We start from the raw sequence: 22,462 nt of genomic DNA on the forward strand, positions 1-22,462 counted from the left end.
ATCAAAGCCCCAACGTGAAGCGGATCGCCGCGCCCATGTCGTCCTCGCCCGAGGCAACATGGCCCGGATCCTTGCGATAGAAGACATTGGTCGTGAGCGAGCCGCCCAACAGGCCGCGCGAGTAGCTGGCCTCGCCGCGGATCTCCCGACCCGACGGCGTGAAGGGAACCGCGACATCGCCGAAACTGGCGGTTTCGCTCTGCCAGTCCCATCCCGTCGGCATCCAGAGTTCAAGCCCGCCGCTGCGTACGCGAAGCGGCTGCGCGACCCGCAGGCCGAGACGATCCGTACCGGTAAAGATTTCCCTCACCGACAAATCGGCGCTGAACGCTTCGCTGGTGAGCGCGAGATTGTCAGCGCGGGTCCAGCCGCGACGCGCTTCCAGGTCGAGCGCGATGCGCTCGCCGAACTGCTGGTGCCAGCCGAGGAAGGCAAAGCGCGTGTCGGCGCCCCCCGAAGCGAATTGCGGATTGAGCCGCCCACCGAGAAAGGTCTCCTTCTCCTCGAGCAGCCCGAAACCCGCCCTCGCTCGACCGCCTTGGATCAGGCCCGCATCGGCGCTGACCTGCGAATAGCGATAGGGCGTATTTTCGACACCGCGTTCGAACCGCGAATAGACATTACCATTCTCGGTGGCGAAGCCGACCGCCAGCGGGCCCAGATCGTGCCGGACGGCAAAGCCTTCCTCGCGCGCTGCCGCGAAACCCAGCGTGTCGCGGCGGGCGGCGATGAAATCATCCGAGGCGACCTCGGCAAGGCGGCGCTGCATCGCGTCGGCGCCCTGGCCATAGCCGAAGGCCATCGCGGTCCGGTCGCTCAGCCGCGCGACCGCGCTGGCGGCGACGAGGCGCGCTTCGCGCCATTCCTCGCGGGCGAGGCCGAGCCGTTCGGGGCCATCGTCTGCGAGCCCGATCATCGCGGGGCGGACCGAGGTGTCGATTTCGAGATTGCCGAAGCGCGAGGCGCGGGATTCGACCGAGTTGACGAAAGCCGGACCCAGCGACGGATTGCTGTCGGCGGGATCGAGGGTGCGGGCCAAATCCAACTGGTAGGCGCGCTGGTAGCGGTCGAGGAAGATGGCGCGGGCGCCCATCGTGGTGTGGCCCGCGGCGTCGCCTGCGGCGGCAGGCAGCGTGCCGTTGCCCGAGAGCGCGATGCGTTCGCCCGTGCCCGCGAGGGCGGTAGCGCCCTGCGGCTGGAAGGCGGCTTCGATGTTGAGGCGGCCATGGCCGAAAGTGGAGTCGACGCCCGGCGCGCCGAGATCGTCGGCGCTGTTGAAGAGGATCTCGGTGATCTGGCGCCCGGTGAGATTGGGGAAGGCCTGTTTCAACAGCGCGACCGCGCCGGTGATCACCGGGGCCGAGAAGCTGGTGCCCGACCAGAGGAAGGCCTCGCCCGTATGGTCGGGGGCGCGGACGCGAAAGCCGGTGGCGCCGAGATAGGCATTCTGTGCGCCGCTGGCATTATTCGAAAAGTCGCTGAGCTTGTTGGTGTTGACGGTGCCGTTTTCGAGTATCCCGAGCGAGCCCGCGACAATCACCTGACCCGGGAAGCGCGACGCGGGCACCGCGGCAAAGCCGTCGGCGGGGACATTATTGCCGTCATTGCCCGCGGCGATGACGAGGATGATCCCCGCATTGACCGCGCGTTGCATCGCGTTGAGCAGCGGCTGGCTGGGCGCGCCCCCGCCGAGCGAGAGATTGATCACCACCGCGCCGCCCGCGACCGCCTGGTCGATGCCGGTGGCGATATTGCTTTCGAGAAGCGTGCAGCCCGAGGCGGTGCCGCAGGTGCCGGGGGAATCGGCGCGCAGCGAAATGATCGTCGCGTCGAACGCGACCCCGAGGATGCCGTCGCCGTCGCGCGCCGCCGCGGCGATCGCGGTCACCGCGGTGCCATGGCCGTCGACATCGCTGACCCCGCGATTGCCCGCGACATCGCCGCTGGCCGGATCGACGCGCCCCGCGAAATCGGACAGCGCGGGATTGAGACCGGTGTCGATGATCGCGATCTTCACGCCCGCGCCGGTGGCGCCTTCTTCATAGGCGGCGATCGCCTTGGCATCGACTGCCGCGTTCGAGCGGCGATATTCGGCATCGTCGAAATTGGTAATGGGGGGCGGGGGCGGCGGCGGTGCCGGAGGCGGCGTCGTCGGCGGGGGCGGCGAACTGACCGGCGGAGTGGGCGACCCGCCCCCGCCGCACGCCGCCACGCCGAGCGACAGCAAGGCCACGCTTATCATCCACCTCGTCTGCCTCACCGTCACTGCTCCTATCTCGACATCAATATGCGCTCCCATCCCTAGAGGATGCAAACTTACATTTTGCTGAAAGGCATGGATGCGGCTATCGCCGCGCCGAGATGGACCCGCGCTACGCCCATATCACCGACTGGATCTTCGACCTCGACAATTGCCTCTACCCGGCATCGACCGGGCTGTTCACGCTGATCGATGCGCGGATGAACGCCTATATCCGCCGCCTGCTGGGGGTCGACGAAGTCGAGGCGCACCGCGTCCAGAAGCATCATTTCCACACCCATGGCACCACGCTCGCCGGGCTGATGAAGGAGCATGGCGTCGATCCGCACGATTTCCTCGGCCATGTCCATGACATCCCGCTTGACCGGATCGACCGCGACGAGCGGCTCGCCACCGGGCTGGGCCGGCTGCCGGGGCGGCGTTTCATCTTCACCAATGGCGACGAGCCTTATGCGCGGCGGATCCTTGGGCGGCTGGGGATCGACGAGCATTTCCACGGGATGCAGGACATCCTTGCCTCCAATCTGCGCCCCAAGCCCGATCTGCATGGCTATGAGCTGATGCTCGAGCGGTTCGAGATCGAGCCGTCGCGCGCGGTACTGGTCGAGGACATGGCCAAGAATCTCAAGCCCGCCAAGCAATTGGGGCTGACCACCATCTGGGTCGACAATGGTTCGGAGCAGGCGCATGAGGCGCCTCCGACCGACCATGTCGACGAGCGCATCGACAATGTGGCCGACTGGCTGCACCGCATCCTGAGACAAGAGAGGACAAAATGAGCGACCTCAAGACGATCATCGAAGACGCCTTCGATAAACGCGATACCATTTCGCCCGACAGCGACGGCGCGGTGCGCGAAGCGGTGGAAGCCGCGATCCTGCGGCTCGACAGCGGCGAAGCGCGCATCGCCGAGAAGGTCGATGGAGAATGGCAGGTCAACCAGTGGCTCAAGAAAGCGGTTCTCCTGTCCTTCCGCCTCAACCCGATGGCGACCATCCCGGGCGGGCCGGGCGGCGCGCCCTGGTGGGACAAGGTCGACAGCAAGTTCCTCGGCTGGGGCGAGGAAGCTTTCAAGGCCGCGGGCTTCCGCGCGGTGCCGGGCGCGATCGTCCGCCGCGGCGCACATATCGCGAGAAATGCCGTCCTCATGCCGAGCTTCGTCAATTTGGGCGCCTATGTCGGCGAAGGCACGATGATCGACACCTGGGCGACGGTCGGAAGCTGCGCCCAGATCGGCGCCAACGTCCATATCTCGGGCGGCGCGGGGATCGGCGGGGTGCTCGAGCCCTTGCAGGCGGGCCCGGTGATCATCGAGGACAATGCCTTCATCGGCGCGCGCAGCGAAGTCGCCGAAGGGGTGATCGTCGGCGAAGGCGCGGTCCTGTCGATGGGGGTCTTCCTCGGCGCTTCGACCAAGATCGTCGACCGCGAAACGGGCGAGATCAGCTATGGCCGCGTCCCGCCCTATGCGGTGGTGGTGCCCGGCACGCTGCCGTCGGACAAGGGCGGGCCGAGCCTCGCCTGCGCGGTGATCGTCAAGAAAGTCGACGAACGCACCCGTTCGAAGACCGGGATCAACGAACTGCTCCGCGACTAGCCCAGTTCGGCGAGGAGGCGCGACGCTTCCTCGCCATTCCAGTCGAGATCGCCGACATAGCGCCACACTTCGCGTCCCTCGCCATCGTAAAGGACGGTGGTGGGCATGATCGTCACCGGCAGGGCATCGGTCATTGCCATGTCGGGATCCTGCCAGGCACCGAGGTCACCCACGCCATGGCCTTCGAGAAAGGCCTGCACCGATCGTTGCGGACCCATGTCCTGGTTGAGCGTGAGGACGCGGGGCGCATCCTCGCGGCCCGACAGGGCGAGCAGCGTGGGCAGTTCCTTGACGCAGGGTGCGCACCAGCTTGCCCAGAGATTGACGAGCAGGGGTTCGCCCGCGGCAATGTCGGCCAGCGTGGTTTCCCCGCCATCGGGCGCGAGCACGGCGATATCGGGCATTTCCTTACCCACATGGCAGCGATCGACGCCGCCGGCTTCGGGCGGGCGGCATTCCCCGGCCTCGGCCTTTTTGGTGGGGGATGAGGGCTGCTGGCCGCAGGCAGCGAGCATCAGGGCGAGGGAAATGACAGGCAGGGCTTTCATGGCCCCGTTCGCTAAGCGGTTGGCAGGCGCTTCGCAATGCGGCATTTGGGAGGCGATGCGGAACATCCTTCTCCTCGCGGCCGCCTGCGCCGCACTTGCCGCCTGCGGGACCACCGGGCCGCTCAAGCCCGAGAAAGGCGAGAGTCTTCCGGTCAAGCCCGCGCTGGCCGACCGCCAGCCCGATGCCGACGACCTCCTCACTCCGCCGCCATATGCGCGGCCCGAGCGGATCGACGAACTGGTCAAGCGCTCGACCCCGCGCGAGCCCGACCGTTTCGACCTGCCGCCCCCCGAAGGCGGCGCCGCGCCCGAACCCGATCCCGCGAGCGACGTCGACGATCCGGTCGACCAGGACAGCGATATCGAAGGCCCCGAGGGAGCCAGCCGATGAAGCCGATCCGCAAGGCGATCTTTCCCGTCGCGGGGCTGGGCACGCGGCTTCTTCCCGCGACCAAGACCATGCCCAAGGAGATGCTGACGATCGTCGACCGGCCGCTCATTCAATATGCGGTCGACGAAGCGCGCGAGGCAGGGGTCGAGCAGCTGATCTTCGTCACCGGACGCGGCAAGGCGAGCCTCGTCGATTATTTCGACATGGCCTATGAGCTCGAACATGTGCTCGACGAGAAGGGCAAGACCAAGGATTCGCTGAGCGCCAGTCGAGCAGGCTATGGCGAACTGGTCTCGGTGCGCCAACAGCAGCCGCTGGGCCTCGGCCATGCGATCTGGTGCGCGCGCCGCATCGTCGGAGACGAACCCTTCGCGGTGCTGCTTCCCGACGATCTGATGGTGGGCCGGCCCGGCGCTCTCAAGCAGATGGTCGAGGCCTATTCGCGGCTGGGCGGCAATCTTGTCTGCACGCAGGAAGTGGCAAGCGAGCGCACCGCCCAATATGGCATCATCGACCCGGGCAAGCGCGACGGCAATGTCACCGAAGTGCGCCACATGATCGAGAAGCCCCAGCCCGACGAGGCGCCTTCACGCCAGGCGATCGTCGGTCGCTACATCCTCCAGCCCGAGGTGATGGACAAGCTGGCGAGCCACGAGACCGGCGCGGGCGGGGAAATCCAGCTGACCGATGCGATGGTCAAGCTGGTCGGCGAGCAGCCTTTCCACGCGGTGAGCGTCGATGCGGTGCGCCATGACTGCGGCAACAAGGCGGGTTTCGTTCTCGCCAACCTGGCAATGGGGCTCGAAGACCCCGAGGTCGCCGCGTCGATCCGCGACTATCTGGACGGCCGGGCCTAGGAGCGGCGCAGCCGTTCCATTTCCTCACGCAGTTCCCCGAGCTGGAGCGAGCGTTCGACCACCCGCCGGTCGAGCGCCGCATTGTCGGCGCGCAGCCTTTTCCACGCTGCCGAACGGCGCAGCCGCTGGCGGATGCGGGCAATCAGCACGTCGCTGTCAAAGGGCTTGGCGATGACATCGTCGGCGCCGCTTTCATAGGCTTCGAGCGCGCCCTGTTCATTGCTTTGCGCGGTGATGAGGACGGTGGGGATCTCGGCGAGCCGGTTGTCGCCCTGCATGAAGCGCACGATCTCGCTTGCCGGGCGGTCGGGCAGGTCGAGTTCGGCGAGCAGGAGGTCGACCGGCTTGCGATGGAGAAGCGCCAGCCCGTCGGCGGCATTGGCGGCGGGAAGGACGGTCATCCCGGCATCGCAAAGGCGTTGGCCGAGAGCGGAAAGCGCCGAGCGGCGCGGTTCGATGAACAGGATCAGGGGACGGGGGTCACTCATGCCACTTTCCCTAGGACTCGAATGGTTAACAGCTCCTTAGGGGTCGAGCTCGACATCCCAGTAAAGATAATCGCGCCAGGTCGAGTGGAGATGGTTGGGCGGGAAGCTCTTGCCATGTTCCTGGAGCTGCCAGCTGGTGGGCCGGATCGGCGTTCCCCCCATGATCGGCATATGCGCTTCGGCAGGCGTGCGGCCGCCTTTGCGCAGATTGCAGGGCGCGCAGGCGGTGGCGACATTCTCCCAGCTCGTCCGGCCGCCCTGGCGGCGCGGGATGACATGGTCGAAGGTAAGTTCGCTCGAACTTCCGCAATAGACGCAGGAAAAGCGGTCGCGGAGGAAAAGGTTGAACCGGGTGAAGGCAGGATATTCGCTGGGTTTCACATATTGGCGCAGCGCGATCACCGAGGGCAGCTTGAGCGCCGAAGAGGGGCTGTGCACCTCGCGGTTGTAATGGGCGACCACGTCCACCCGTTCGAGGAACATGGCCTTGATGGCGGTCTGCCAGGGCCAGAGGCTCAGGGGATAATAGGACAGGGGCGTATAATCGGCATTGAGCACCAATGCCGGGCAGCTTTCCAGATGTCGCATTTGGTCATGTTGGTACAAGACAAAGGCCTCCCGCGTGTCTGACGACCCCAGACACCGCCTCCCGGCCTGATCGCACCACTCCGCGGGAGACTGGCGGCCCATGGCCCGTCTTTCCGTCTCGTGCACCCGGATGCCAACCCGGAATGACCCCTGCATGACACCATGCGATGAATCCTTGCGTCAAGAGTCCCTTTTGCAACAGTTAGGGGCAATATGGTCGCAACGCGCTTCGCCCCCTCGCCCACCGGTCGGCTGCACCTTGGCCATGCCTATTCGGCGGCGATGGCGCTGAAGGCGGCGCGCGCGGCGGGCGGGGTGATGCGGCTCCGGATCGACGATCTCGACCAGGGGCGGAGCCGTCCCGAGCATGTCGAGGGGATTTTCGAGGATCTGCGCTGGCTCGGCATCGGCTGGGACGGCGAGGTGCTGTTCGAGAGCGAGCGGAGCGACGAATATGCGTCGGGGCTCGAGAGATTGCGGGAGCGGGGGCTGGTCTATCCCTGCTTCTGTACGAGAGCCGATATCCAGGAAGCGCTGGCGGCGCCGCACGGGCCGGGCGGGGCGCATTATCCCGGGACCTGCCGGGGGAGGCCCGACGACCCGGCGCGGCGCGCGCGCGAGGCGCATAGCTGGCGGCTCGATGCGGGCAGGGCGCTCGATGTGGCGGGCGGGTTGCCGACATGGCGCGAGGAGGGGCGGTTGTTGCGCTCGGGCCGCGAGGATTTCGACGATGTCATTCTTGCGCGGAAGGATGCGCCGGCGAGCTATCACCTCGCCTGCGTGATCGACGATGCGGCGCAGGGTGTGACGCTGGTGGTGCGCGGAGCGGACCTGCGCGCCTCGACGCCGGTGCAGCGGCTGTTGCAGGAACTGCTGGGGCTTGGGGAGCCGGACTATTTGCATCATCGGCTGGTGACCTTCGAGGACGGGCGGCGGCTGGCGAAGCGCGACCTTGCGCCGACCCTGGCGGCGATGCGCGAGGAGGGAGTCGACGGGCGCGAACTGGCGGCGCGGTTGATGGACCAAAGTCTGCCCTTGGGTTTCCGCCTGACGGAGCCTACATAGTCGGCATGAACACGCTTCTCATCATCCTTCTCGTCGGTTTCATGGCGGCGACGGCCTATGTGCTCGTGCGCGGGATCATCGCCATGGCGTCGGGCACGGATATCGACGGCGCGCGGCAGCAGAGCTACATGCGCAAGCGCGTGCTATTCCAGGGCATCGCGATCCTCATCATCGCGCTTCTCCTGATGGTCGCCGGACGGGGCTGACCGCTGGTCAAGCTCAACAAGATCTACACCCGCACTGGGGACGATGGCACCGCCGGGCTGGTCGATGGCAGCCGAACCTCCAAGGCGGGGGCGCGGATGCATGCGATCGGCGAGGTGGATGAAGCCAACAGCGCCCTGGGCGTGGTGATCGCCCATCTTTCCGACAAGAAGCTGTCCGAGGCGCTGCGGCGCATCCAGAACGAATTGTTCGACCTGGGCGCCGATCTCGCCACGCCCGGCGAAGTCGAGGGCGCGCTGCGCATCGAGGAGAGTCAGGTCGAGCGGCTCGAGCAAGAGATCGACGCGATGAATGCCGATCTTGATCCGTTGACCAGCTTCATCCTGCCCGGCGGATCGGCCGCGACCGCGCAACTCTATCTTGCCCGGGCGGTGGTGCGGCGCGCCGAGCGCGCGGCAGTGGCACTGTGGGACGGGGAAGAGGTCAATCCTCACGTCCTTTCCTATCTCAACCGCCTGTCGGACCATCTGTTCGTCTCGGCGCGCGCCCATGCCGCATCGGAAGGCACGGGCGATATCCTGTGGCAGCCCGGCGCGACGCGCTGAGCGAGACCGGGAACATCTCCTGCCCATGACCGCTGAACCTGTGCTAAGTGGGAGCGTGTAGTGGCCAGAGCCGATGACCAGCCTTCATCCGACCTTCGCGATCGATATCTTTCGACGCGGCATCTCACCGATGCGCTTGCCCGGCCGCTCAGTGATGCCGATGCGGTGATCCAGCCGCACGAGGACGCTTCGCCCGCGAAATGGCACCTCGCGCACACCAGCTGGTTCTTCGAGACCTTCATCCTGCGCGACCATGTGGCGGACTATCGCCTCCATGACGAACGCTGGCCCTTTCTGTTTAACAGCTATTATGAAGGCGAAGGCGAGCGCCATGCCCGTGCCCGGCGCGGGATGATCAGCCGCCCCTCGCTCGATGAGGTGCGCGCCTATCGCGCCCATGTCGACGACGCGCTGGTGGAGGCGCTGCCCCAGCTGGGCGAGGATGTTCGCGCGCTCATTGCGCTCGGCATCGAGCATGAACAGCAGCATCAGGAACTGTTCCTCACCGATATCCTCGCCGCCTTGCACGAAAATCCGCTCGACCCCGCTTATGGCGAAGGGCCGCCCGTCGCGACGGGCGAGGCCGCGCCGATGGGCTGGACCCGCCACGAAGGCGGGACGGTCGAGATCGGCCATTCGGGCAAGGGCTTTTCCTTCGACTGCGAACGGCCCCGCCATGCGCGGCTGGTGGCGCCCTTCGAACTGGCTGACCGGCTGGTGACGCAGGGCGACTGGGCGCGCTTCATGCTCGACGGCGGCTATTCGACCCCGTCCCTATGGCTGTCCGATGGTTGGGCCTGGGTCACCGAAAATGGCATCGAGGCGCCGCTTTACTGGCGGCGCGATGATGGCGAATGGTCGCGCTTCACGCTAGCGGGCCGCCGACCGATCGAACCGTCGCTGCCCGTCACCCATGTCAGCTATTACGAAGCCGAAGCCTATGCCCGCTGGGCGGGTGCGCGGCTGCCGCGCGAGGAGGAATGGGAAATGGCCGCATCGAATGCCGATCCCGCCGCGGGCCACCAGCTCGACGAGGCAGGTGCGGTGATGCCGCTGGGCGCGGGCACGATGTTCGGCGATTGCTGGCAATGGACCGGATCGGCCTATCTCCCCTACCCCGGCTTCACCCCCGAGGAAGGGACGGTCGGCGAATATAATGGCAAGTTCATGTGCGGCCAGTTCGTCCTCAAGGGCGCGAGCTGCGCCACGCCGCGCGGCCATAGCCGCGCCTCCTATCGCAATTTCTTCTATCCTGCCCAGCGCTGGCAGTTCACCGGAGTTCGCCTTGCAAGAGATGCCTGATGCCACGACCCCCGATAGCCCGACCGACGCGGTCGATCCCGCTTTCCGCCGCGATGTCCTCGACGGGCTGAAGGCGCGCCATCGGGCAATCCCCGCGCGCTGGCTCTACGACCGGCGCGGGTCCGAACTGTTCGACGAGATCACCCGGCTCGACAGCTATTATCCGACCCGCACCGAGACGGGCATCATGACCCGCCACGCGGCAGCGATCGCGGAGAAGACGGGGACCGGAGGCGCACTGATCGAATTCGGCGCGGGGTCAGTGACCAAGACCCCGTTGATGATCCGCGCGTTGAAGCCCGACCATTATGTCCCGATCGACATTTCGGGCGACTATCTGCGCGACAGCGCCGAGAAGTTGAAAGGCGATTTTCCCGGCCTGGCGGTCGATCCGGTCGAAGCCGATTTCACCGGCCATGTCGAATTGCCCGCCGAGATCGAGGGCCTGAAGCGCACGGGCTTTTTCCCGGGATCGACGATCGGCAATTTCGTGCCGCGCAGCGCGACCGACCTGTTGCGCCATTTCCGCGACATCCTCGGCGATCATGCCAAGCTGATCATCGGGCTCGACCGGATCAAGCCGATCGACCGGCTGCGCCGCGCCTATGACGATGCCGAGGGCGTCACCGCGGCCTTCAACCGCAATCTCCTCACCCGCATCAACCGCGAGCTGGAGGGCAATATCCCGGTCGAGCTTTTCCGCCACGAAGCGCGGTGGAACGAAATGCTGGGACGGATCGAGATGCACCTCGTCGCGACCCGCGCGCTCGACTTTACCGTCGAGGGCGAGGCCTTCCATTTCGACGAAGGCGATACGATCCATACCGAGAACAGCCACAAATATGGTCCACGCGGGGGTCGAACGCTGCTGCTCGCCGGAGGCTGGACGCCGATCGCCGAATGGACCGACGAGGATGAGGATTTCGCGCTCATCCTCGCCGAGGCCCAACCGCCCCGCCACGCGCCCTGACGGATAAGGCGCCCGCCACCCGCCGAAAGCGCCGTTGCGGGCCGCCCCACCAGCCGCTAAGCCAGCGGGCATGATCTTCACAATCGTCCAAATCGTCTACATCCTGCTCACGGTCCTGTGGTGGATCATCATCGCGCAGGTCATCATGAGCTGGCTGATCGCCTTCAACGTGATCAACACCCAGTCCAATTTCGTCCGCACGCTGGGCATGGTGCTCGAGCGGATCACCGCGCCCATCTATCGGCCGATCCGCAAGATCATGCCCGATTTCGGGGGCATCGACCTGTCGCCGATGGTGGTCTTGATCGCGATCATGATCATCGAACGGGCCATCCTGCCGGGGATCCTCGCCGAGACCGGCGTCACGGTTTTCCGGTGAGCCGCATCGACGGCAAGGCGGTCGCGGCCAAGCTGCGCGACGAGGTCGCCGAAAAGGTCGAGCATTTTCGCCGGAAAGTGGGGCGCGCGCCCGGCCTTGCCGTGGTGCTGGTCGGGGACGATCCGGCGAGCAATGTCTATGTCGGGGCCAAGGGCAAGGCCACCGTCGAGGCAGGGATGGAAAGCTTCACTCACCGCTTGCCCGCCGCGACGAGCGAAGGCGAACTCATCCGGCTGGTGCGCCGGCTTAATGCCGACGAAAAGGTTGACGGCATCCTCGTCCAATTGCCGCTGCCCGACCATATCGATGCCGACCGGGTGATCGATGCCATCGACCCCAAGAAGGATGTCGACGGTTTCCATGTCATCAATGCCGGACGGTTGAGCGTCGGGCAGGATGCGCTGGTGCCCTGCACGCCCTATGGCTGCCTCCACTTGCTTAAGCAGCAATTGGGCGACCTTTCGGGCAAGCATGCGGTGGTGATCGGCCGGTCGAACATCGTCGGCAAGCCGATGGCGCAGCTTCTCCTCCAGGAAAATGCCACCGTCACCATCGCGCACAGCCGGACCAGGAATCTTCCCGAACTGGCGCGCAGCGCGGACATCCTTGTCGCCGCGGTGGGACGCCCCGAGATGGTCAAGGCCGACTGGATCAAGCCCGGCGCGACCGTAATCGACGTGGGCATCAACCGCCTGCCGCCCGCGAGCGAAGGCGAGAAGGGCCGGCTGGTCGGCGATGTCGATTTCGCGGGCGCCGAGAGCGTCGCCGAGGCAATCACTCCCGTGCCGGGCGGCGTGGGGCCGATGACCATCGCCATGCTGCTTCGCAACACGTTGGTGGCGGCCTATGCGCGCGAAGGGCTCGACGCGCCGGGGATTTGAACCTTTTGGCGCATCATGCGCTAGCCTTGCGGTAACAAGGGGGTATTGGAAACCATGAACGAGCGGGGCGAGCGATGATCGAACTTTTCACGACGGCCTTCGTCACCTTCGCGGTGATCATCGACCCGCCGGGCAATGCACCCATTTTCGCGTCGCTCACCCGTGATGCGACCCGTGACGCGCGGCGCCGAATGGCGATCCGCGCCTGTCTCGTCGCCTGGGCGATCCTCATCTTCTTCGCGCTTCTGGGCGAACCCATGCTCGAGGCGCTGGGCATCACCCTTCCCGCCTTTCGCATCGCGGGCGGGATCATGCTGTTCATGATCGCTCTCGAAATGGTGTTCGAAAAGCGCACCGAGCGGCGCGAACATCGGGCGCAGGAACTGGAAGGGACCCCCGAGGCCGAGGACGTGTCGATCTTTCCCATGGCGATCCCGATGATCGCCGGGCCGGGCACGATCGCCGCGATGATGCTGTTCACCGCGCGCGCGACCGGAACGACCGAATTCCTCGTCATTACGGGCGCGATGACCCTGGTCATCCTCATCACGCTGGGCGCGCTGCTTGCGGCGGGGCCGTTGATGCGGATGCTCGGTCACAAGGTCGAGGCGATGATCACCCGGCTGCTGGGGGTCATCCTTGCCGCGCTTGCCGCGCAATTCGTCGTCGACGGGCTCAGCGCGAGCTTTCCGATCCTTTCACCCGGAACAGCCTGAACGGGCTTTCTTCGGGTAGGTCGACCGGTTCGAGCCAGTCCGGCACCTGCCGCTCGAGCGCATCGGCAAGGCGGCGGCGTGCCCTGGTGCGCTGCTGCGCCTTGTTGTCGTCGCAGATCAGCAGATAGTCGGCGCCATAGCGATCGATGATCGGGCGGGCCTGTTCGGGCGGGCTCGACAAGGCGGTGAGCACGTCACCGATCGCCTGATGGTTGCGATGATAGGGGCCGGTGATCGCGTCATGCGGGGTCATCACGATGAGGCGGGGCCCGAGGTCGATATGCACGAACATGAGGCCCGGCGGCACTTCGCCCAGCGGCTCGAGCGCGCGGTTGGCGGTGCAGGGCGTGATGCGCTTGGAATTGGCGAGCGCCTTCTGCACTTCGTTCTTCGGTACATATTGGGCGACGATCGAGGGCAGCGCGCCGAGGCCGATCACGACCAGCGCGGCGACGCCGAGGGTGCGCACGAGGAGCGAGCCCGAGGCCGACAGGCGCGGGAGGAGGAGCCAGATCAGTCCCACCGCGCCGGGCACCGCGAGAAGCTGTGCCGCAGGGGCGGCGCGCAGCTGCCAGAAAAGCAGCCCGAGGCCGACGAAGGCGGGGACGGCGAGCGACAGGGTGGCGCGCAATTGGCGGGGATCGCGGCGGGCCGAGACGATCATGAGCGTATAGCCGATGGCACCGATCAGCGGAATCGAGAGAGCGCGCAGCTGGAGTTCGAGGCTGTGGCGGGTGACGGGGCGCGCTTCGTTGACGAGGTCGAGCCATTGGCGCGAGACCGCCTCGGGAACGCCTTCGAGCCGCGAGAGGCAATGCGGGAAGGCGAGGGCGTGGAAGGCGGCGAGGAGGAGGCCTGCTGCGGCTGCCATTGCGAGGCGGACGGTCCAGCGCTCATGGCCGCGCCAGCCGATGAGAAGGAGGAGCGCGCTTCCGAGGATCGCGTCGGCGAGCCAGACGGGTGTCAGCGCATCGCAGCGCATTGCGAGATTGTCGGCGGAGGCGAAGAGGAGGAAGCCGAACGAAGTGGTCGCCGCGAGGGTAGCGGCGAAGGCGAGCATGCGCCCGCGCTCGGCCCGGTCGGCGACCCAGCCGAGCACCATCGCGAAGCCGAGGAGCGAGAGGAAGATGATCATCTCGAGCCCGATGGTGAGCGACAGGCCCGCGGCGAGGCCCGCGGTGAGGCCGCCGCGGCGGGTATTCGGATCGACGAGGCCCGCGAAGGCGAGGAGGAGCAGCGCGAGCTGCCAGCCGTGATGGTCGATGCGCATCGGGAAGAACATTCCGAGCGCGATGCTGGCGAAGAGGAAGGCAACCATCGCCAGCGGCCAGGCGGCCTTGCCGAGAATGCGGCGGGTGATGAGCGCGAGGGCGATGAGCGCGAGCAGCATGGGAACAAGCGGGGCGGTCGCCGCTGCCCATGCCTCGGCCTTCAAGGTCGGCAGGAAAAGGTCGAAAAGGAGGATGAGGCCCGCGAGCGGCAGGTCGACGAGGCGCGACCAGTGAATGTTCGCTCCGTCGGGCGGGAGAATCCGATATTGGCGCAGGTCGTGCCATCCCTGTCCGTCGAGCAGCGCGCGGACTTGTGCGAGGCGCATATTGTCGTCGGTGTCGCGCAGGAAGAAATGGTCGATCGTGCCCGAGCGGTCGATCAGCAGCCAGGCCGAGAGGCCGAGCCAGAAAATGAGCACGCCGAGGCGCCACCGTTCTTCGGCGAGGCGGCGCACGGCCGGCGGTATCAGTTGGTCCTTGTCCCCCATGCGCGCCACGCTAGCGGCCCTGCGGGCGGGTGCAACGCCTTCCTTGCCTAAGGGCGCAAATCGTGCACTGTGCCGGCCCTGGACCATGGCCTTGGAAAGTGCGCCCCTGATGTTTCATCGCGAGAAGCTGCCGGACCGAAGAGCATGGTGAACCGCGGATCCATTTTCGATGCACTGCCGCCCGATCAGCGTGTGGTGGCGGGGCAGGTCATACGCTATGCCGCAGCGGGGCTGGGCATCACCATCGCCTTTTCCTTCGCCTATTGGGCGATCGCCGAATGGGGCGGGGTCGATCCCAACCTCTCGCTCGCGATCGCCTTCGTGCTTTTTTCGGGTATCGGCTATGTCATCCACGGGCGCTTCAGCTTTGCGGGGCACGGGAGCCGCGACCGGCCGCTGCATCGCGGCAGTCGTTTCTTCATCGTCAACCTAGCGGGTTTCTTCCTCAACCAGTTCTGGGTGTGGCTGCTGGTCAAGCAGATGGACGGAGCGACCTGGTGGCCGACCCTTCTCTTCGTGCTGGTCACGCCCTGGCTGACTTTCGCGCTGCACCGGCGCTTCGTCTATCAGTAGGGCGAGGCGGGACTAGCCCATCGCGCGGTAGCGGGCCTCGGCCTCGGCCATATAGTCGCGGGTGATCGGGAGCGCGCGGCGGTCCCGCACATATTGAACCTGGTAATTGCAGGCCGCGCCATCCTCGAACATCACGATCCCGCCCGCGAGGTAGAAGGTCCACATGCGGAAGAAGCGTTCGTCATAGAGAGCGACGATTTCCTTTTCATTCGCTTCGACCCTTTCGAGCCAGTGGCGCAGCGTATGGGCATAATGGAGCCTGAGCGTCTCGACATCGCTGGTGATCAGCCGGTGCGGTTCGGAAGCGGCGCACATCTGGCTGAGCGAGGGAATGTGATAGCCGGGGAAGATCCACTTGTCGGTGAAGGGGTCGGGCGCGCCCGCTTCCCCGAGTTTGCCGATGGTGTGCAGAAGCATCACCCCGTCGTCGGTGAGGAGTCGGCGGCAGGCGGCGAAGAATTCGTCATAATGCGCCGCGCCGACATGTTCGAACATGCCCACCGAGACGATCCGGTCGAAGCGGCCTTCGAGTTTGCGATAGTCGATGAGTCCGAAGCGCACCTTGTCGGAAACGCCTTCGCGCTCCGCCCAGGCGCGGGCATATTTGAGCTGTTCCTCCGACAGGGTGATGCCGGTGACACGGCAGCCCGAGACACGGTGGATATAGAGCGCCAGTCCACCCCAGCCCGAGCCGATGTCAAGGACATGATCGTCTTCCCGAAGATGCAGCTTGGCGGCGATATGGGCGAGCTTGTCGAGCTGTGCCTGTTCGAGGCCGTCGGCGGGATCGGTGAAATAGGCGCAGCTATATTGGCGGTTGGGATCGAGGAAGAGATCATAAAGATCGTCCGACAGATCGTAATGATGCGCGACATTGCGTTTCGAACGCGCCGGATTGTTGCGGCGCAGCCAGCGGCGCAGCCCCTTGATCTTGCCCTTCTTGTAGAAAGGCTGGAGGCTGCCGCCCGCCTCCCAGCGGTTCGATTTCTGGACGATTTCGAGAAGGTCGAGGATCGAGCCGTTCTCGATGATGATGTGCCCGTTCATATAGGCTTCGCCGAGCTTGAGCCGGGGATTGCGGGCAAGGTCCATGGGCACCTTGCGGTCGGTGAAACGCACGCGCAGCGGCTCGCCCGGACCCGAACCCACCTCTTCCTCGCGGCCATCGGCCATCACCAGCGTGAGGCGGCCCTGCGTCAGCAGCCCGTCCGCGAGCCTTCCAATCAGCGACATGTCGATCATTCCCCTGAAAACCGTGCCGATCGACACTGGCAAGCCGAGGCGCGCCGTGCAAGATGAAGCGGTACGAGGGGGAAAGATGACGCAGCGTTCCGATGGACTGACGCTCTGGGCGAGGATTGCGCTGGTACCGGGCCTCATCCTGGTCGCGGTGCTGGTCGCGATCGACTGGCAGCGTGCTGCGGACCTTGCGAGCCCGATGATCAACGGACAGGCGATCTGGGGGCGCGACTTTGCCAATGTCTGGTCGGCGGGGCGCATCCTGTTCGAGGGCAATCTGCCCATTCTCTACGACATTCCCGCCTACCAGGCGTGGCAGGCCGAGCATCTCGCGGCCGAAATGGACCAGCATAATTACAGCTATCCGCCGACGAGCCTTCTCTATGTCTGGCTGCCCGCGCTCCTGCCCTACACGGCCGCGCTCATCTTCTGGCTGGTCGCATCGGCGGCGGCTTTCTTCCTTGCCGCGCGGCCCTGGCTTCGCGAAGCGGGGCTGTCGTCGTGGATCGCGCTTCTGCTGCCAACTAGCGCGCTTTGCCTGTGGGCGGGGCATTACGGCCTTTTCTTTGGAGCGCTGTGGCTCATCGCCTGGCGCGAAGTCGATCGTCGTCCCGCGCTGTCGGGGGTGGCGACCGGCCTGATGATCATCAAGCCGCACCTTGCGCTTCTCATGCCGCTGCTGTTCGCGCTGCGCCGCCAGTGGCGCGCCTTCGGCTTCGCCGCGCTGACGGTGGGATTGCTGGTCGGCGCGTCGATCCTGCTGTTCGGGATCGGGCCCTGGCAGACCTATCTGTCGGCGACCAGCGGAGTGCAATTGTCGCTGGTCGACAATGTCGGCACCTATTTCGCGCTGATGATGCCGAGCATGGTGACCACCGCCTTTGCCTATGGCGAGGGGCCCGAACTGGCCTGGGGGCTGCAAATCGCAAGCGGGCTCATCGTACTGGCGCTGCTCATCGTCCGGCCGCCCCGCGATGCGGCGGCACTCGGCCTGCTCGCCGCGATCGCGACCTTCCTCATCCTTCCCTACGGCTTCAACTATGACATGACCGTCGTGGGATTGGCGGCACTATTGCTGGCGCACCGATCGGCGATCGAGCGCGATTGGGCGCGTTTGGTCATCGCGGCGCTGGTGGTGAGCCTGCCGCCCGCGATGCTGTTCATCGGACGGATCGACATCCGGCCCGCACCGATTCTGCTGTTTCTGCTGTTCCTCGCGGCGTGGAGCCGGCCCGAGCTATTGACCGCGCGTCGTGACGCGGTGCGCCGCTATGCCTGACCCGCGGCCTCGCGGTCGCGCTGGGCGCGGGACTTTTTCTCCGCCGCGGTCTTGAGCTGGCCGCAAGCAGCGTCGATGTCGCGTCCGCGCGGGGTGCGCACCGGAGCCGAAATGCCGCCTTCGAAGACGATGTTGCTGAACGAGCGGATCCGGTCGGGATCGCTGCATTCGTAGCGGCTCCCTTCCCAGGGATTGAAGGGAATGAGATTGACCTTCGCGGGCAGGCGATACTGGCGCAGCAGGCGCACCAGTTCGCGCGCGTCCTCGTCGCTGTCATTCTTGTCCTTGAGCATCACATATTCGAAGGTGATGCGGCGGGCATTGTTGGCGCCCGGATATTCGGCGCAGGCCTTGAGCAGTTCCTCGATGCCATATTTGCGGTTGAGCGGGACGATCTCGTCGCGCACTTCCTTGGTGACCGCGTGGAGCGAGACCGCGAGATTGACCCCGATCTCCTCGCCGCAGCGTTCGATCATCGGGACAACGCCCGAGGTCGACAGGGTGATGCGGCGCTTCGACAGGCCAAGCCCCTCGCCGTCCATCACGATGTGAAGCGCCTTTTTCACATTGTCGAAATTGTAGAGCGGTTCGCCCATGCCCATCATCACGATGTTGGTGAGCATCCGCCCTTCGGGCCGCGAAGGCCATTCGCCGAGCGCATCGCGCGCGAGCATGACCTGGCCGACGATCTCGTGCGGTTCGAGATTGCGCACCAGCTTCATCGTGCCGGTGTGGCAGAAGGTGCAGTTGAGCGTGCAGCCGACCTGGCTCGACACGCACAAGGTTCCGCGATCGGCATCGGGGATGAAGACCATTTCGAAATCATGGCCGTCGGCGGTGCGCAGCAGCCATTTGCGCGTGCCGTCAGTCGAGACCTGCGCTTCGACCACCGCGGGGCGCTCGATCGTGAAATGTTCTTCGAGCCAGGGGCGCTGTGCCTTGGCGATATCGGTCATCGCCGAAAATTCGGTCGCGCCGCGATTGTAGATCCAGTGCCAGATCTGCTTGGCTCGGAGCTTGGCCTGCTTTTCGGGCATGCCGGCTTCGGCAAGGAGCGCGCGCATTTCCGCCTTCGACAGGCCCACCAGGTTGCGCTTGCCATCGGCGCGCGCGACCGCTGCCCGTCCGGTGGGCACGGGATCGACATTGCCGGGGATCGGCATCAGGGGAGTATCGGCGCTCATGATATGGCGGGCATGTAGGGGCTAAGCGCCCGCATTGCCAGCCTTTTTCGCGGCGCAGGCGGCGGCGCCGTCGATCGCGGTCTGCACCCCGTCGGTGGGATAATAATCGGTGAAACGGCGCCCCGCCCGATCAGTGGCAGTGACACGAAGGCGGCTGGCGGTACGCAGCGCGGCGATGATCGCCTGCTCGTTTCCCTTCGACCAGGCATCGGCGCCGCGCGCTTCGAGAAGGAAGGGCTGGCCATCGACCGCGATGGTCACGGTCGAGCGCGGGCGCGAGGTGCGGCGAAGGCGGCTGTGGAGCATGACCTCGCCCCCCGGCGCGAAGGAAAAGGTGAGGCGCGGCTGTCGCTCGGGCTCGCGGACGACGCGCCAGCTACGGGTGCGTGCTTCGCAGGCCGTGTCCAGTTCGAACACCGCCCAGCGGCCCTCCGCCGCGAGGGCAGGCGCCTGGGCAAGGAGGAGGAAAGTGATCACCATAGTCCGCGTAGCGACAATGCCATCCCTGCCGCCCCGACCGCAATGGCGATGCCATAGGGAATGCCACCGCCCTTGCGGATGACGCCGATCGCGCCTTCGCCCGTGCGGCTGAAGGCCATGCGAAGTCCCATCACCAGCACGGTGAGCAGGCCGCCCGCGATCAGTACCGCGATCAGCATGTGCAGCGCGCCCGTCGGGGTGAACCAGAAGCCCGTCGCGGCGAGCAGCTTCACATCGCCGCCGCCCATCCAGCCCATCGAGTGGAGCGGCGTGCCGAGGATGAGAAGCCCGATGAGGATCGCGAAATTCTGCCACAGGGAAAGGTCGAGACCGACGAGGAAGGCCGCAAGCAGGCCGAGGAGAAGAAGGGCGAGCACGGTGCGGTTGGCGATGCGCAGGCGCCAGCCGTCTTCGGCAGCGGCGAGCGCAAGAAGGACGAAGAAGAATATCGCGGCCCATCGGGGCGCTTCGCCGATCAGATCCATGCCGCCTGTGCCCCCCCGAAATGCCCTAGTAAAGCTGCGCCGTGACCGCGCCCGCGAGGATCGCCAGCCCGAACGGCACGCGGGCTTCGCCTTTCCTTCCGCCTAGCCGTTTCCAGCCGAGCGCGACAAGCGCGATCAGCCCGCCCGCGATGAAGGTGCCGGCCGCGAAAGCGAGGATGCCGCCCAGACCCGCGGCGAAGGCGGTGGCCGAGAAGAGCTTCGCCGCGCCGCCGCCCATCGCGCCTATGCTGAACAGAACGACGGTGAGGAGCAGCGCGCCGAGCGCCACCAGACTGTTGGTCACCAGCGCGTTGAGTTCGCCTTCATTGGTGGCCCAGCCGAGGCAAAGGAGCGCGATGCCCGCCGCGAACCACCAGGAAATGCGCCCCGATACCCAATCCTGGAGTGCGGCGGCGCCGAGAAGGATGAAGAGGCCAGCAAGGATAAGGGGCGAGGCGTCGGCGAAAAAATTCACGGCCTGACCGCGTCGAGATTGCGGGCAGCCCGGCCATACCATTGCGACGACGCCTCGATCGCGCGGGTGAAGGCGGCGGCGGCGCGTGCCTTTTCGCCCTGCGCCGCAGCGATCACTCCGGCATCGTTGAGCCGTGCGGCAAAATCGGCATCGCTTTCGCCGCGTCTCCGCGCCGGGAGTTCGGCGGCATTGGCGGCGCGCGCCAGTTCCATGTTTCGGCGGATGAGCGGATCGTCGGGACGCAGCGCGGCGGCGCGTTCGAGCGGTGCGAGCGCGGCATGCCAGCTTCCGTCGAGAAGCAGCGACCAGCCGAGATTGTTGAGCAGCTTGGGCTCGTCCGGAGCGAGCATCAGGCCCTGGCGATAGGCGGCGCGTGCGCCGCGATGGTCGCCCATCCGGTCCGCCGCCACTCCGAAGGCGTTGAACAGTTGCCAGCGGTTCGGGTTGGCCATCACGCCGCGGCGGAGGAGATGGAATGCCTCTTCGTCACGGCCGTCGCGTAGCGCGGCGAGCCCCGCGATCTCGAGCATCGCGGCATCGTCGGGAGCCTCCACGAGGATCGCGCGTGCGAGCGTCAACGCGCGCTCATGCTTGCCCTCGGCAAAGGCGATGCCTGCCAGCAGGCGATCGACCGGCACTCCCGATGCGCCCGCCTCGACCGCCGAGCCGACCATCAGCCGCGCCTGTTCGGTGCGTCCCTGTCGCAGCGCATGATCGGCTTCGCCCAGCCAGCGGTCGCCTTCGCTCATCGTGGCGGCGACCGGCGGGACGGCAGGCGATGGCGACAGCGCCGCCAAGACCAGCGAGAGTGAAAGGATCACCCGTGCCGTCCCCTGAACATGGCATCGCGTCCGAGATGCAGCGTGAGCCGTTCGACCGGGCCCACCTGGTAGGCGATTTTCATCCCCAGTTCGGCGACCAGCGCCTCGGCATCCTCGCGCCGTCCCTTGGGATAGAGAAGGATGGTGCGTTCGCGAAGATGGGGGGCGACATCCAGCTCGGCCGAGCGATAGCCGCGCGTGACGAGATAGGCCTGGGCGTTGACGCCCACTGCCCCTGCCCCCGTCGCGTTGACGAGCAGCACCGGCGCGGGTTCGCGATCGAGGCGGGTATATTGCACCGTCACGCTGTCGGGGCGGGGGCGCGAGACCTCGGCCTTCCAGCGCGGAGTAGGCGTGGGCGCCTTCCACATCGGTTCGGGCGCGGTCACCAGCGCGACTTCGCCGCTGTTCATCCGTTCGATGCGCGGTCCTTCGTGATGGCGCGCCAGTTCGACCGGGACCGGCTCGGGTCGCGGAAGCGCGATCGCCGGAGCGGGCGGTGCCTGCGGCGCGGCGAGATCGGCATTGGGAATCACCGGCATTGCGGAAGCGAGCTGTGCGGGCGCGGCCGCGAGGCTTGTGACCGGCGCTTCTCCGACAATCAGCGGATTGCTTGCGGCGACAGGCCCGGCAGCCATCCTTTGCGGAGCCGCGGCGAGCCTCGCCACCGGTGCCTCGCCGACGATCAGCGGGTCGCGCGGAGCGATCGGGGCAGCCGCGATCCGTCCCGGAGCCGCGGGCGTCGCCACTGCGGCACGGCTGGCGGCGAAGGGCGCGATGGCGGGAGCGGCGGGTTCGATGCGCGCTTCGGCCTTGGGGCCTGGCGCATCAAGTGTCACCGTCACCGAGGGTGCGGCGGGCGGCGCTTCGATCGCCTCGGTGGCATCGGCCATTTCGATGGAGGCGCGGTTCCTGAGACGAAGCGCCTCTGCGCGCGCCAGCGCTTCGGCCTTCACCCGGGCGGCTTCGATCGCCTTGCCCTGCCGCGCCAGCGAGACCGCCAGCGCTTCATAAAGTTCAGGACGTTCGGGCGCGAGCGCGAGTGCCTGCTGGTAATAGCGGCTCGACAGGTCGAACCGGCCCATATGGTCATAGGCATTGGCGAGCGCGGCATGCGCTGCCGGATTGTCCGGTTCGCTGCGCAGCGCCTTACGGTAGGATTCGATCGCGAGACCGACATTGCCGAGGCGCATCTGGCCATTGCCTTCGGCGATGCGTTCATGTCCCGGCAGATTGCCTGCCTTCAATGGCGAGCGGATCTCGCGCACTTCGACCATCGGCGAGGCACAGGCCGCCAGCGCGGCAATGAGTGCCATCGCGCCTGCAATCTTTTTGTCCATCGCTCGTCCCCCTGT

General features: G+C 66.3%; 26 protein-coding genes. 14 read left to right on the forward strand and 12 right to left on the reverse strand.

The window, feature by feature from the left end:
* Position 1: 1 nt before the first annotated feature.
* Positions 2–2,260: a S8 family peptidase gene (locus tag FHS50_RS08605; RefSeq protein ID WP_183934045.1), complete on the reverse strand. Its 2,259-nt coding sequence runs from the start codon at positions 2,258–2,260 to the stop codon at positions 2–4.
* 101 nt (positions 2,261–2,361) lie between these two features.
* Between FHS50_RS08605 and FHS50_RS08610 the strand changes: the two genes are divergently transcribed.
* The gene (locus FHS50_RS08610) at positions 2,362–3,039 is read left to right on the forward strand and encodes a pyrimidine 5'-nucleotidase (protein ID WP_183934046.1); all 678 of its coding nucleotides are present in this window, start codon (positions 2,362–2,364) and stop codon (positions 3,037–3,039) included.
* Positions 3,036–3,857, forward strand: a complete 822-nt coding sequence (gene dapD / locus FHS50_RS08615; RefSeq protein WP_183934047.1) for a 2,3,4,5-tetrahydropyridine-2,6-dicarboxylate N-succinyltransferase — start codon at positions 3,036–3,038, stop codon at positions 3,855–3,857. The genes FHS50_RS08610 and dapD overlap by 4 nt, the downstream gene beginning before the upstream one ends.
* On the opposite strand, the gene FHS50_RS08620 is transcribed toward dapD, so the two are convergent.
* Positions 3,854–4,405, reverse strand: coding sequence for a TlpA family protein disulfide reductase (locus FHS50_RS08620; RefSeq protein WP_183934048.1), 552 nt, complete (start codon positions 4,403–4,405; stop codon positions 3,854–3,856). The two genes, dapD and FHS50_RS08620, sit on opposite strands and share 4 nt — an antisense overlap.
* Here FHS50_RS08620 and lptM point away from each other — a divergent pair.
* Together lptM and FHS50_RS08630 are read left to right on the forward strand one after the other, a co-directional pair.
* Complete coding sequence (lptM, locus tag FHS50_RS10860; RefSeq protein ID WP_343050664.1) at positions 4,404–4,796, forward strand: LPS translocon maturation chaperone LptM; 393 nt, start codon at positions 4,404–4,406, stop codon at positions 4,794–4,796. The genes FHS50_RS08620 and lptM overlap by 2 nt on opposite strands.
* A complete protein-coding gene (locus tag FHS50_RS08630) occupies positions 4,793–5,653 on the forward strand; it encodes a UTP--glucose-1-phosphate uridylyltransferase (RefSeq protein ID WP_183934049.1) in 861 nt (286 codons plus the stop codon). Before lptM ends, FHS50_RS08630 begins: the two co-directional genes overlap by 4 nt.
* On the opposite strand, the gene FHS50_RS08635 is transcribed toward FHS50_RS08630, so the two are convergent.
* Positions 5,650–6,141: a response regulator transcription factor gene (locus FHS50_RS08635; RefSeq protein ID WP_183934050.1), complete on the reverse strand. Its 492-nt coding sequence runs from the start codon at positions 6,139–6,141 to the stop codon at positions 5,650–5,652. The genes FHS50_RS08630 and FHS50_RS08635 overlap by 4 nt on opposite strands.
* A 36-nt stretch (positions 6,142–6,177) precedes the next feature.
* Positions 6,178–6,729, reverse strand: coding sequence for an HNH endonuclease (locus tag FHS50_RS08640; protein ID WP_407696066.1), 552 nt, complete (start codon positions 6,727–6,729; stop codon positions 6,178–6,180).
* A gap of 213 nt (positions 6,730–6,942) precedes the next feature.
* Here FHS50_RS08640 and gluQRS point away from each other — a divergent pair, with 213 nt between their 5' ends.
* The 8 genes from gluQRS to FHS50_RS08680 all read left to right on the forward strand — a co-directional run bounded on the left by gluQRS (position 6,943) and on the right by FHS50_RS08680 (position 12,812).
* A complete protein-coding gene (gene gluQRS / locus FHS50_RS08645) occupies positions 6,943–7,794 on the forward strand; it encodes a tRNA glutamyl-Q(34) synthetase GluQRS (protein ID WP_183934052.1) in 852 nt (283 codons plus the stop codon).
* 5 nt (positions 7,795–7,799) lie between these two features.
* Entirely contained in the window at positions 7,800–8,000 is a 201-nt protein-coding gene (locus tag FHS50_RS08650; RefSeq protein ID WP_183934053.1) for an HIG1 domain-containing protein, read from the forward strand.
* A gap of 3 nt (positions 8,001–8,003) precedes the next feature.
* Entirely contained in the window at positions 8,004–8,564 is a 561-nt protein-coding gene (locus FHS50_RS08655) for a cob(I)yrinic acid a,c-diamide adenosyltransferase (protein ID WP_183934394.1), read from the forward strand.
* Positions 8,565–8,624: 60 nt separating this feature from the next.
* Positions 8,625–9,866, forward strand: coding sequence for an ergothioneine biosynthesis protein EgtB (egtB, locus tag FHS50_RS08660; protein WP_183934054.1), 1,242 nt, complete (start codon positions 8,625–8,627; stop codon positions 9,864–9,866).
* The gene (gene egtD / locus FHS50_RS08665; RefSeq protein ID WP_183934395.1) at positions 9,859–10,836 is read left to right on the forward strand and encodes an L-histidine N(alpha)-methyltransferase; all 978 of its coding nucleotides are present in this window, start codon (positions 9,859–9,861) and stop codon (positions 10,834–10,836) included. Before egtB ends, egtD begins: the two co-directional genes overlap by 8 nt.
* Before the next feature lie 70 nt (positions 10,837–10,906).
* The gene (locus FHS50_RS08670; protein ID WP_183934055.1) at positions 10,907–11,215 is read left to right on the forward strand and encodes a YggT family protein; all 309 of its coding nucleotides are present in this window, start codon (positions 10,907–10,909) and stop codon (positions 11,213–11,215) included.
* Positions 11,212–12,096, forward strand: a complete 885-nt coding sequence (gene folD / locus FHS50_RS08675; protein ID WP_183934056.1) for a bifunctional methylenetetrahydrofolate dehydrogenase/methenyltetrahydrofolate cyclohydrolase FolD — start codon at positions 11,212–11,214, stop codon at positions 12,094–12,096. Before FHS50_RS08670 ends, folD begins: the two co-directional genes overlap by 4 nt.
* 74 nt (positions 12,097–12,170) lie before the next feature.
* Entirely contained in the window at positions 12,171–12,812 is a 642-nt protein-coding gene (locus FHS50_RS08680; protein ID WP_183934057.1) for a MarC family protein, read from the forward strand.
* Here the strand turns inward: FHS50_RS08680 and FHS50_RS08685 are convergent.
* The gene (locus FHS50_RS08685; protein WP_183934058.1) at positions 12,772–14,571 is read right to left on the reverse strand and encodes an AcrB/AcrD/AcrF family protein; all 1,800 of its coding nucleotides are present in this window, start codon (positions 14,569–14,571) and stop codon (positions 12,772–12,774) included. The genes FHS50_RS08680 and FHS50_RS08685 overlap by 41 nt on opposite strands.
* A 144-nt stretch (positions 14,572–14,715) precedes the next feature.
* On the opposite strand from FHS50_RS08685, the gene FHS50_RS08690 reads away from it, so the two are divergent.
* Entirely contained in the window at positions 14,716–15,144 is a 429-nt protein-coding gene (locus FHS50_RS08690; RefSeq protein WP_183934059.1) for a GtrA family protein, read from the forward strand.
* A 12-nt stretch (positions 15,145–15,156) separates the two neighbouring features.
* Here FHS50_RS08690 and FHS50_RS08695 read toward each other — a convergent pair whose 3' ends face one another.
* Entirely contained in the window at positions 15,157–16,377 is a 1,221-nt protein-coding gene (locus FHS50_RS08695; RefSeq protein ID WP_183934396.1) for an SAM-dependent methyltransferase, read from the reverse strand.
* Positions 16,378–16,462: 85 nt separating this feature from the next.
* Between FHS50_RS08695 and FHS50_RS08700 the strand changes: the two genes are divergently transcribed.
* Positions 16,463–17,662, forward strand: a complete 1,200-nt coding sequence (locus FHS50_RS08700) for a glycosyltransferase family 87 protein (protein WP_183934060.1) — start codon at positions 16,463–16,465, stop codon at positions 17,660–17,662.
* Here the strand turns inward: FHS50_RS08700 and rlmN are convergent.
* Genes rlmN through FHS50_RS08730 form a run of 6 tightly spaced genes read right to left on the reverse strand, consistent with a single transcriptional unit; the run spans position 17,653 to position 22,447 of the window.
* Entirely contained in the window at positions 17,653–18,846 is a 1,194-nt protein-coding gene (rlmN, locus tag FHS50_RS08705) for a dual-specificity RNA methyltransferase RlmN (RefSeq protein WP_246333105.1), read from the reverse strand. The two genes, FHS50_RS08700 and rlmN, sit on opposite strands and share 10 nt — an antisense overlap.
* Positions 18,847–18,867: 21 nt before the next feature.
* The gene (locus FHS50_RS08710) at positions 18,868–19,326 is read right to left on the reverse strand and encodes a hypothetical protein (protein ID WP_183934061.1); all 459 of its coding nucleotides are present in this window, start codon (positions 19,324–19,326) and stop codon (positions 18,868–18,870) included.
* Positions 19,320–19,811 (reverse strand): A24 family peptidase, encoded by a 492-nt coding sequence (locus FHS50_RS08715; protein ID WP_183934062.1) that lies wholly within the window; start codon positions 19,809–19,811, stop codon positions 19,320–19,322. Before FHS50_RS08715 ends, FHS50_RS08710 begins: the two co-directional genes overlap by 7 nt.
* A 25-nt stretch (positions 19,812–19,836) precedes the next feature.
* Positions 19,837–20,286 carry a prepilin peptidase gene (locus FHS50_RS08720; RefSeq protein WP_183934063.1) on the reverse strand — a complete coding sequence of 150 codons (450 nt, stop codon included), beginning with the start codon at positions 20,284–20,286 and terminating at the stop codon, positions 19,837–19,839.
* On the reverse strand, positions 20,283–21,107 hold the full coding sequence (locus FHS50_RS08725; RefSeq protein WP_183934064.1) for a tetratricopeptide repeat protein: 825 nt from the start codon (positions 21,105–21,107) through the stop codon (positions 20,283–20,285). The genes FHS50_RS08720 and FHS50_RS08725 overlap by 4 nt, the downstream gene beginning before the upstream one ends.
* Positions 21,104–22,447, reverse strand: coding sequence for a LytR C-terminal domain-containing protein (locus FHS50_RS08730; RefSeq protein WP_183934065.1), 1,344 nt, complete (start codon positions 22,445–22,447; stop codon positions 21,104–21,106). Before FHS50_RS08730 ends, FHS50_RS08725 begins: the two co-directional genes overlap by 4 nt.
* Between the last annotated feature and the right edge of the window lie 15 nt (positions 22,448–22,462).

This window comes from Sphingomicrobium lutaoense (genome assembly GCF_014195685.1).
GTDB lineage: Bacteria > Pseudomonadota > Alphaproteobacteria > Sphingomonadales > Sphingomonadaceae > Sphingomicrobium > Sphingomicrobium lutaoense.

What these genes read in the sequence shown, in the direction of transcription:
- gluQRS (WP_183934052.1), top strand. Translation starts at nt 6,943, where the DNA reads ATGGTCGCAACGCGCTTCGCCCCCTCGCCCACCGGTCGGCTGCACCTT.
- FHS50_RS08670 (WP_183934055.1), top strand. Translation starts at nt 10,907, where the DNA reads ATGATCTTCACAATCGTCCAAATCGTCTACATCCTGCTCACGGTCCTG.
- FHS50_RS08690 (WP_183934059.1), top strand. Translation starts at nt 14,716, where the DNA reads ATGGTGAACCGCGGATCCATTTTCGATGCACTGCCGCCCGATCAGCGT.
- dapD (WP_183934047.1), top strand. Translation starts at nt 3,036, where the DNA reads ATGAGCGACCTCAAGACGATCATCGAAGACGCCTTCGATAAACGCGAT.
- FHS50_RS08695 (WP_183934396.1), bottom strand. Translation starts at nt 16,377, where the DNA reads ATGTCGCTGATTGGAAGGCTCGCGGACGGGCTGCTGACGCAGGGCCGC.
- FHS50_RS08715 (WP_183934062.1), bottom strand. Translation starts at nt 19,811, where the DNA reads ATGGATCTGATCGGCGAAGCGCCCCGATGGGCCGCGATATTCTTCTTC.
- FHS50_RS08685 (WP_183934058.1), bottom strand. Translation starts at nt 14,571, where the DNA reads ATGGGGGACAAGGACCAACTGATACCGCCGGCCGTGCGCCGCCTCGCC.
- FHS50_RS08680 (WP_183934057.1), top strand. Translation starts at nt 12,171, where the DNA reads ATGATCGAACTTTTCACGACGGCCTTCGTCACCTTCGCGGTGATCATC.
- FHS50_RS08640 (WP_407696066.1), bottom strand. Translation starts at nt 6,729, where the DNA reads ATGCGACATCTGGAAAGCTGCCCGGCATTGGTGCTCAATGCCGATTAT.
- FHS50_RS08635 (WP_183934050.1), bottom strand. Translation starts at nt 6,141, where the DNA reads ATGAGTGACCCCCGTCCCCTGATCCTGTTCATCGAACCGCGCCGCTCG.
- rlmN (WP_246333105.1), bottom strand. Translation starts at nt 18,846, where the DNA reads ATGAGCGCCGATACTCCCCTGATGCCGATCCCCGGCAATGTCGATCCC.
- FHS50_RS08650 (WP_183934053.1), top strand. Translation starts at nt 7,800, where the DNA reads ATGAACACGCTTCTCATCATCCTTCTCGTCGGTTTCATGGCGGCGACG.
- egtD (WP_183934395.1), top strand. Translation starts at nt 9,859, where the DNA reads ATGCCTGATGCCACGACCCCCGATAGCCCGACCGACGCGGTCGATCCC.
- lptM (WP_343050664.1), top strand. Translation starts at nt 4,404, where the DNA reads ATGGCCCCGTTCGCTAAGCGGTTGGCAGGCGCTTCGCAATGCGGCATT.
- FHS50_RS08730 (WP_183934065.1), bottom strand. Translation starts at nt 22,447, where the DNA reads ATGGACAAAAAGATTGCAGGCGCGATGGCACTCATTGCCGCGCTGGCG.
- FHS50_RS08620 (WP_183934048.1), bottom strand. Translation starts at nt 4,405, where the DNA reads ATGAAAGCCCTGCCTGTCATTTCCCTCGCCCTGATGCTCGCTGCCTGC.
- FHS50_RS08610 (WP_183934046.1), top strand. Translation starts at nt 2,362, where the DNA reads ATGGACCCGCGCTACGCCCATATCACCGACTGGATCTTCGACCTCGAC.
- FHS50_RS08630 (WP_183934049.1), top strand. Translation starts at nt 4,793, where the DNA reads ATGAAGCCGATCCGCAAGGCGATCTTTCCCGTCGCGGGGCTGGGCACG.
- FHS50_RS08710 (WP_183934061.1), bottom strand. Translation starts at nt 19,326, where the DNA reads ATGGTGATCACTTTCCTCCTCCTTGCCCAGGCGCCTGCCCTCGCGGCG.
- FHS50_RS08700 (WP_183934060.1), top strand. Translation starts at nt 16,463, where the DNA reads ATGACGCAGCGTTCCGATGGACTGACGCTCTGGGCGAGGATTGCGCTG.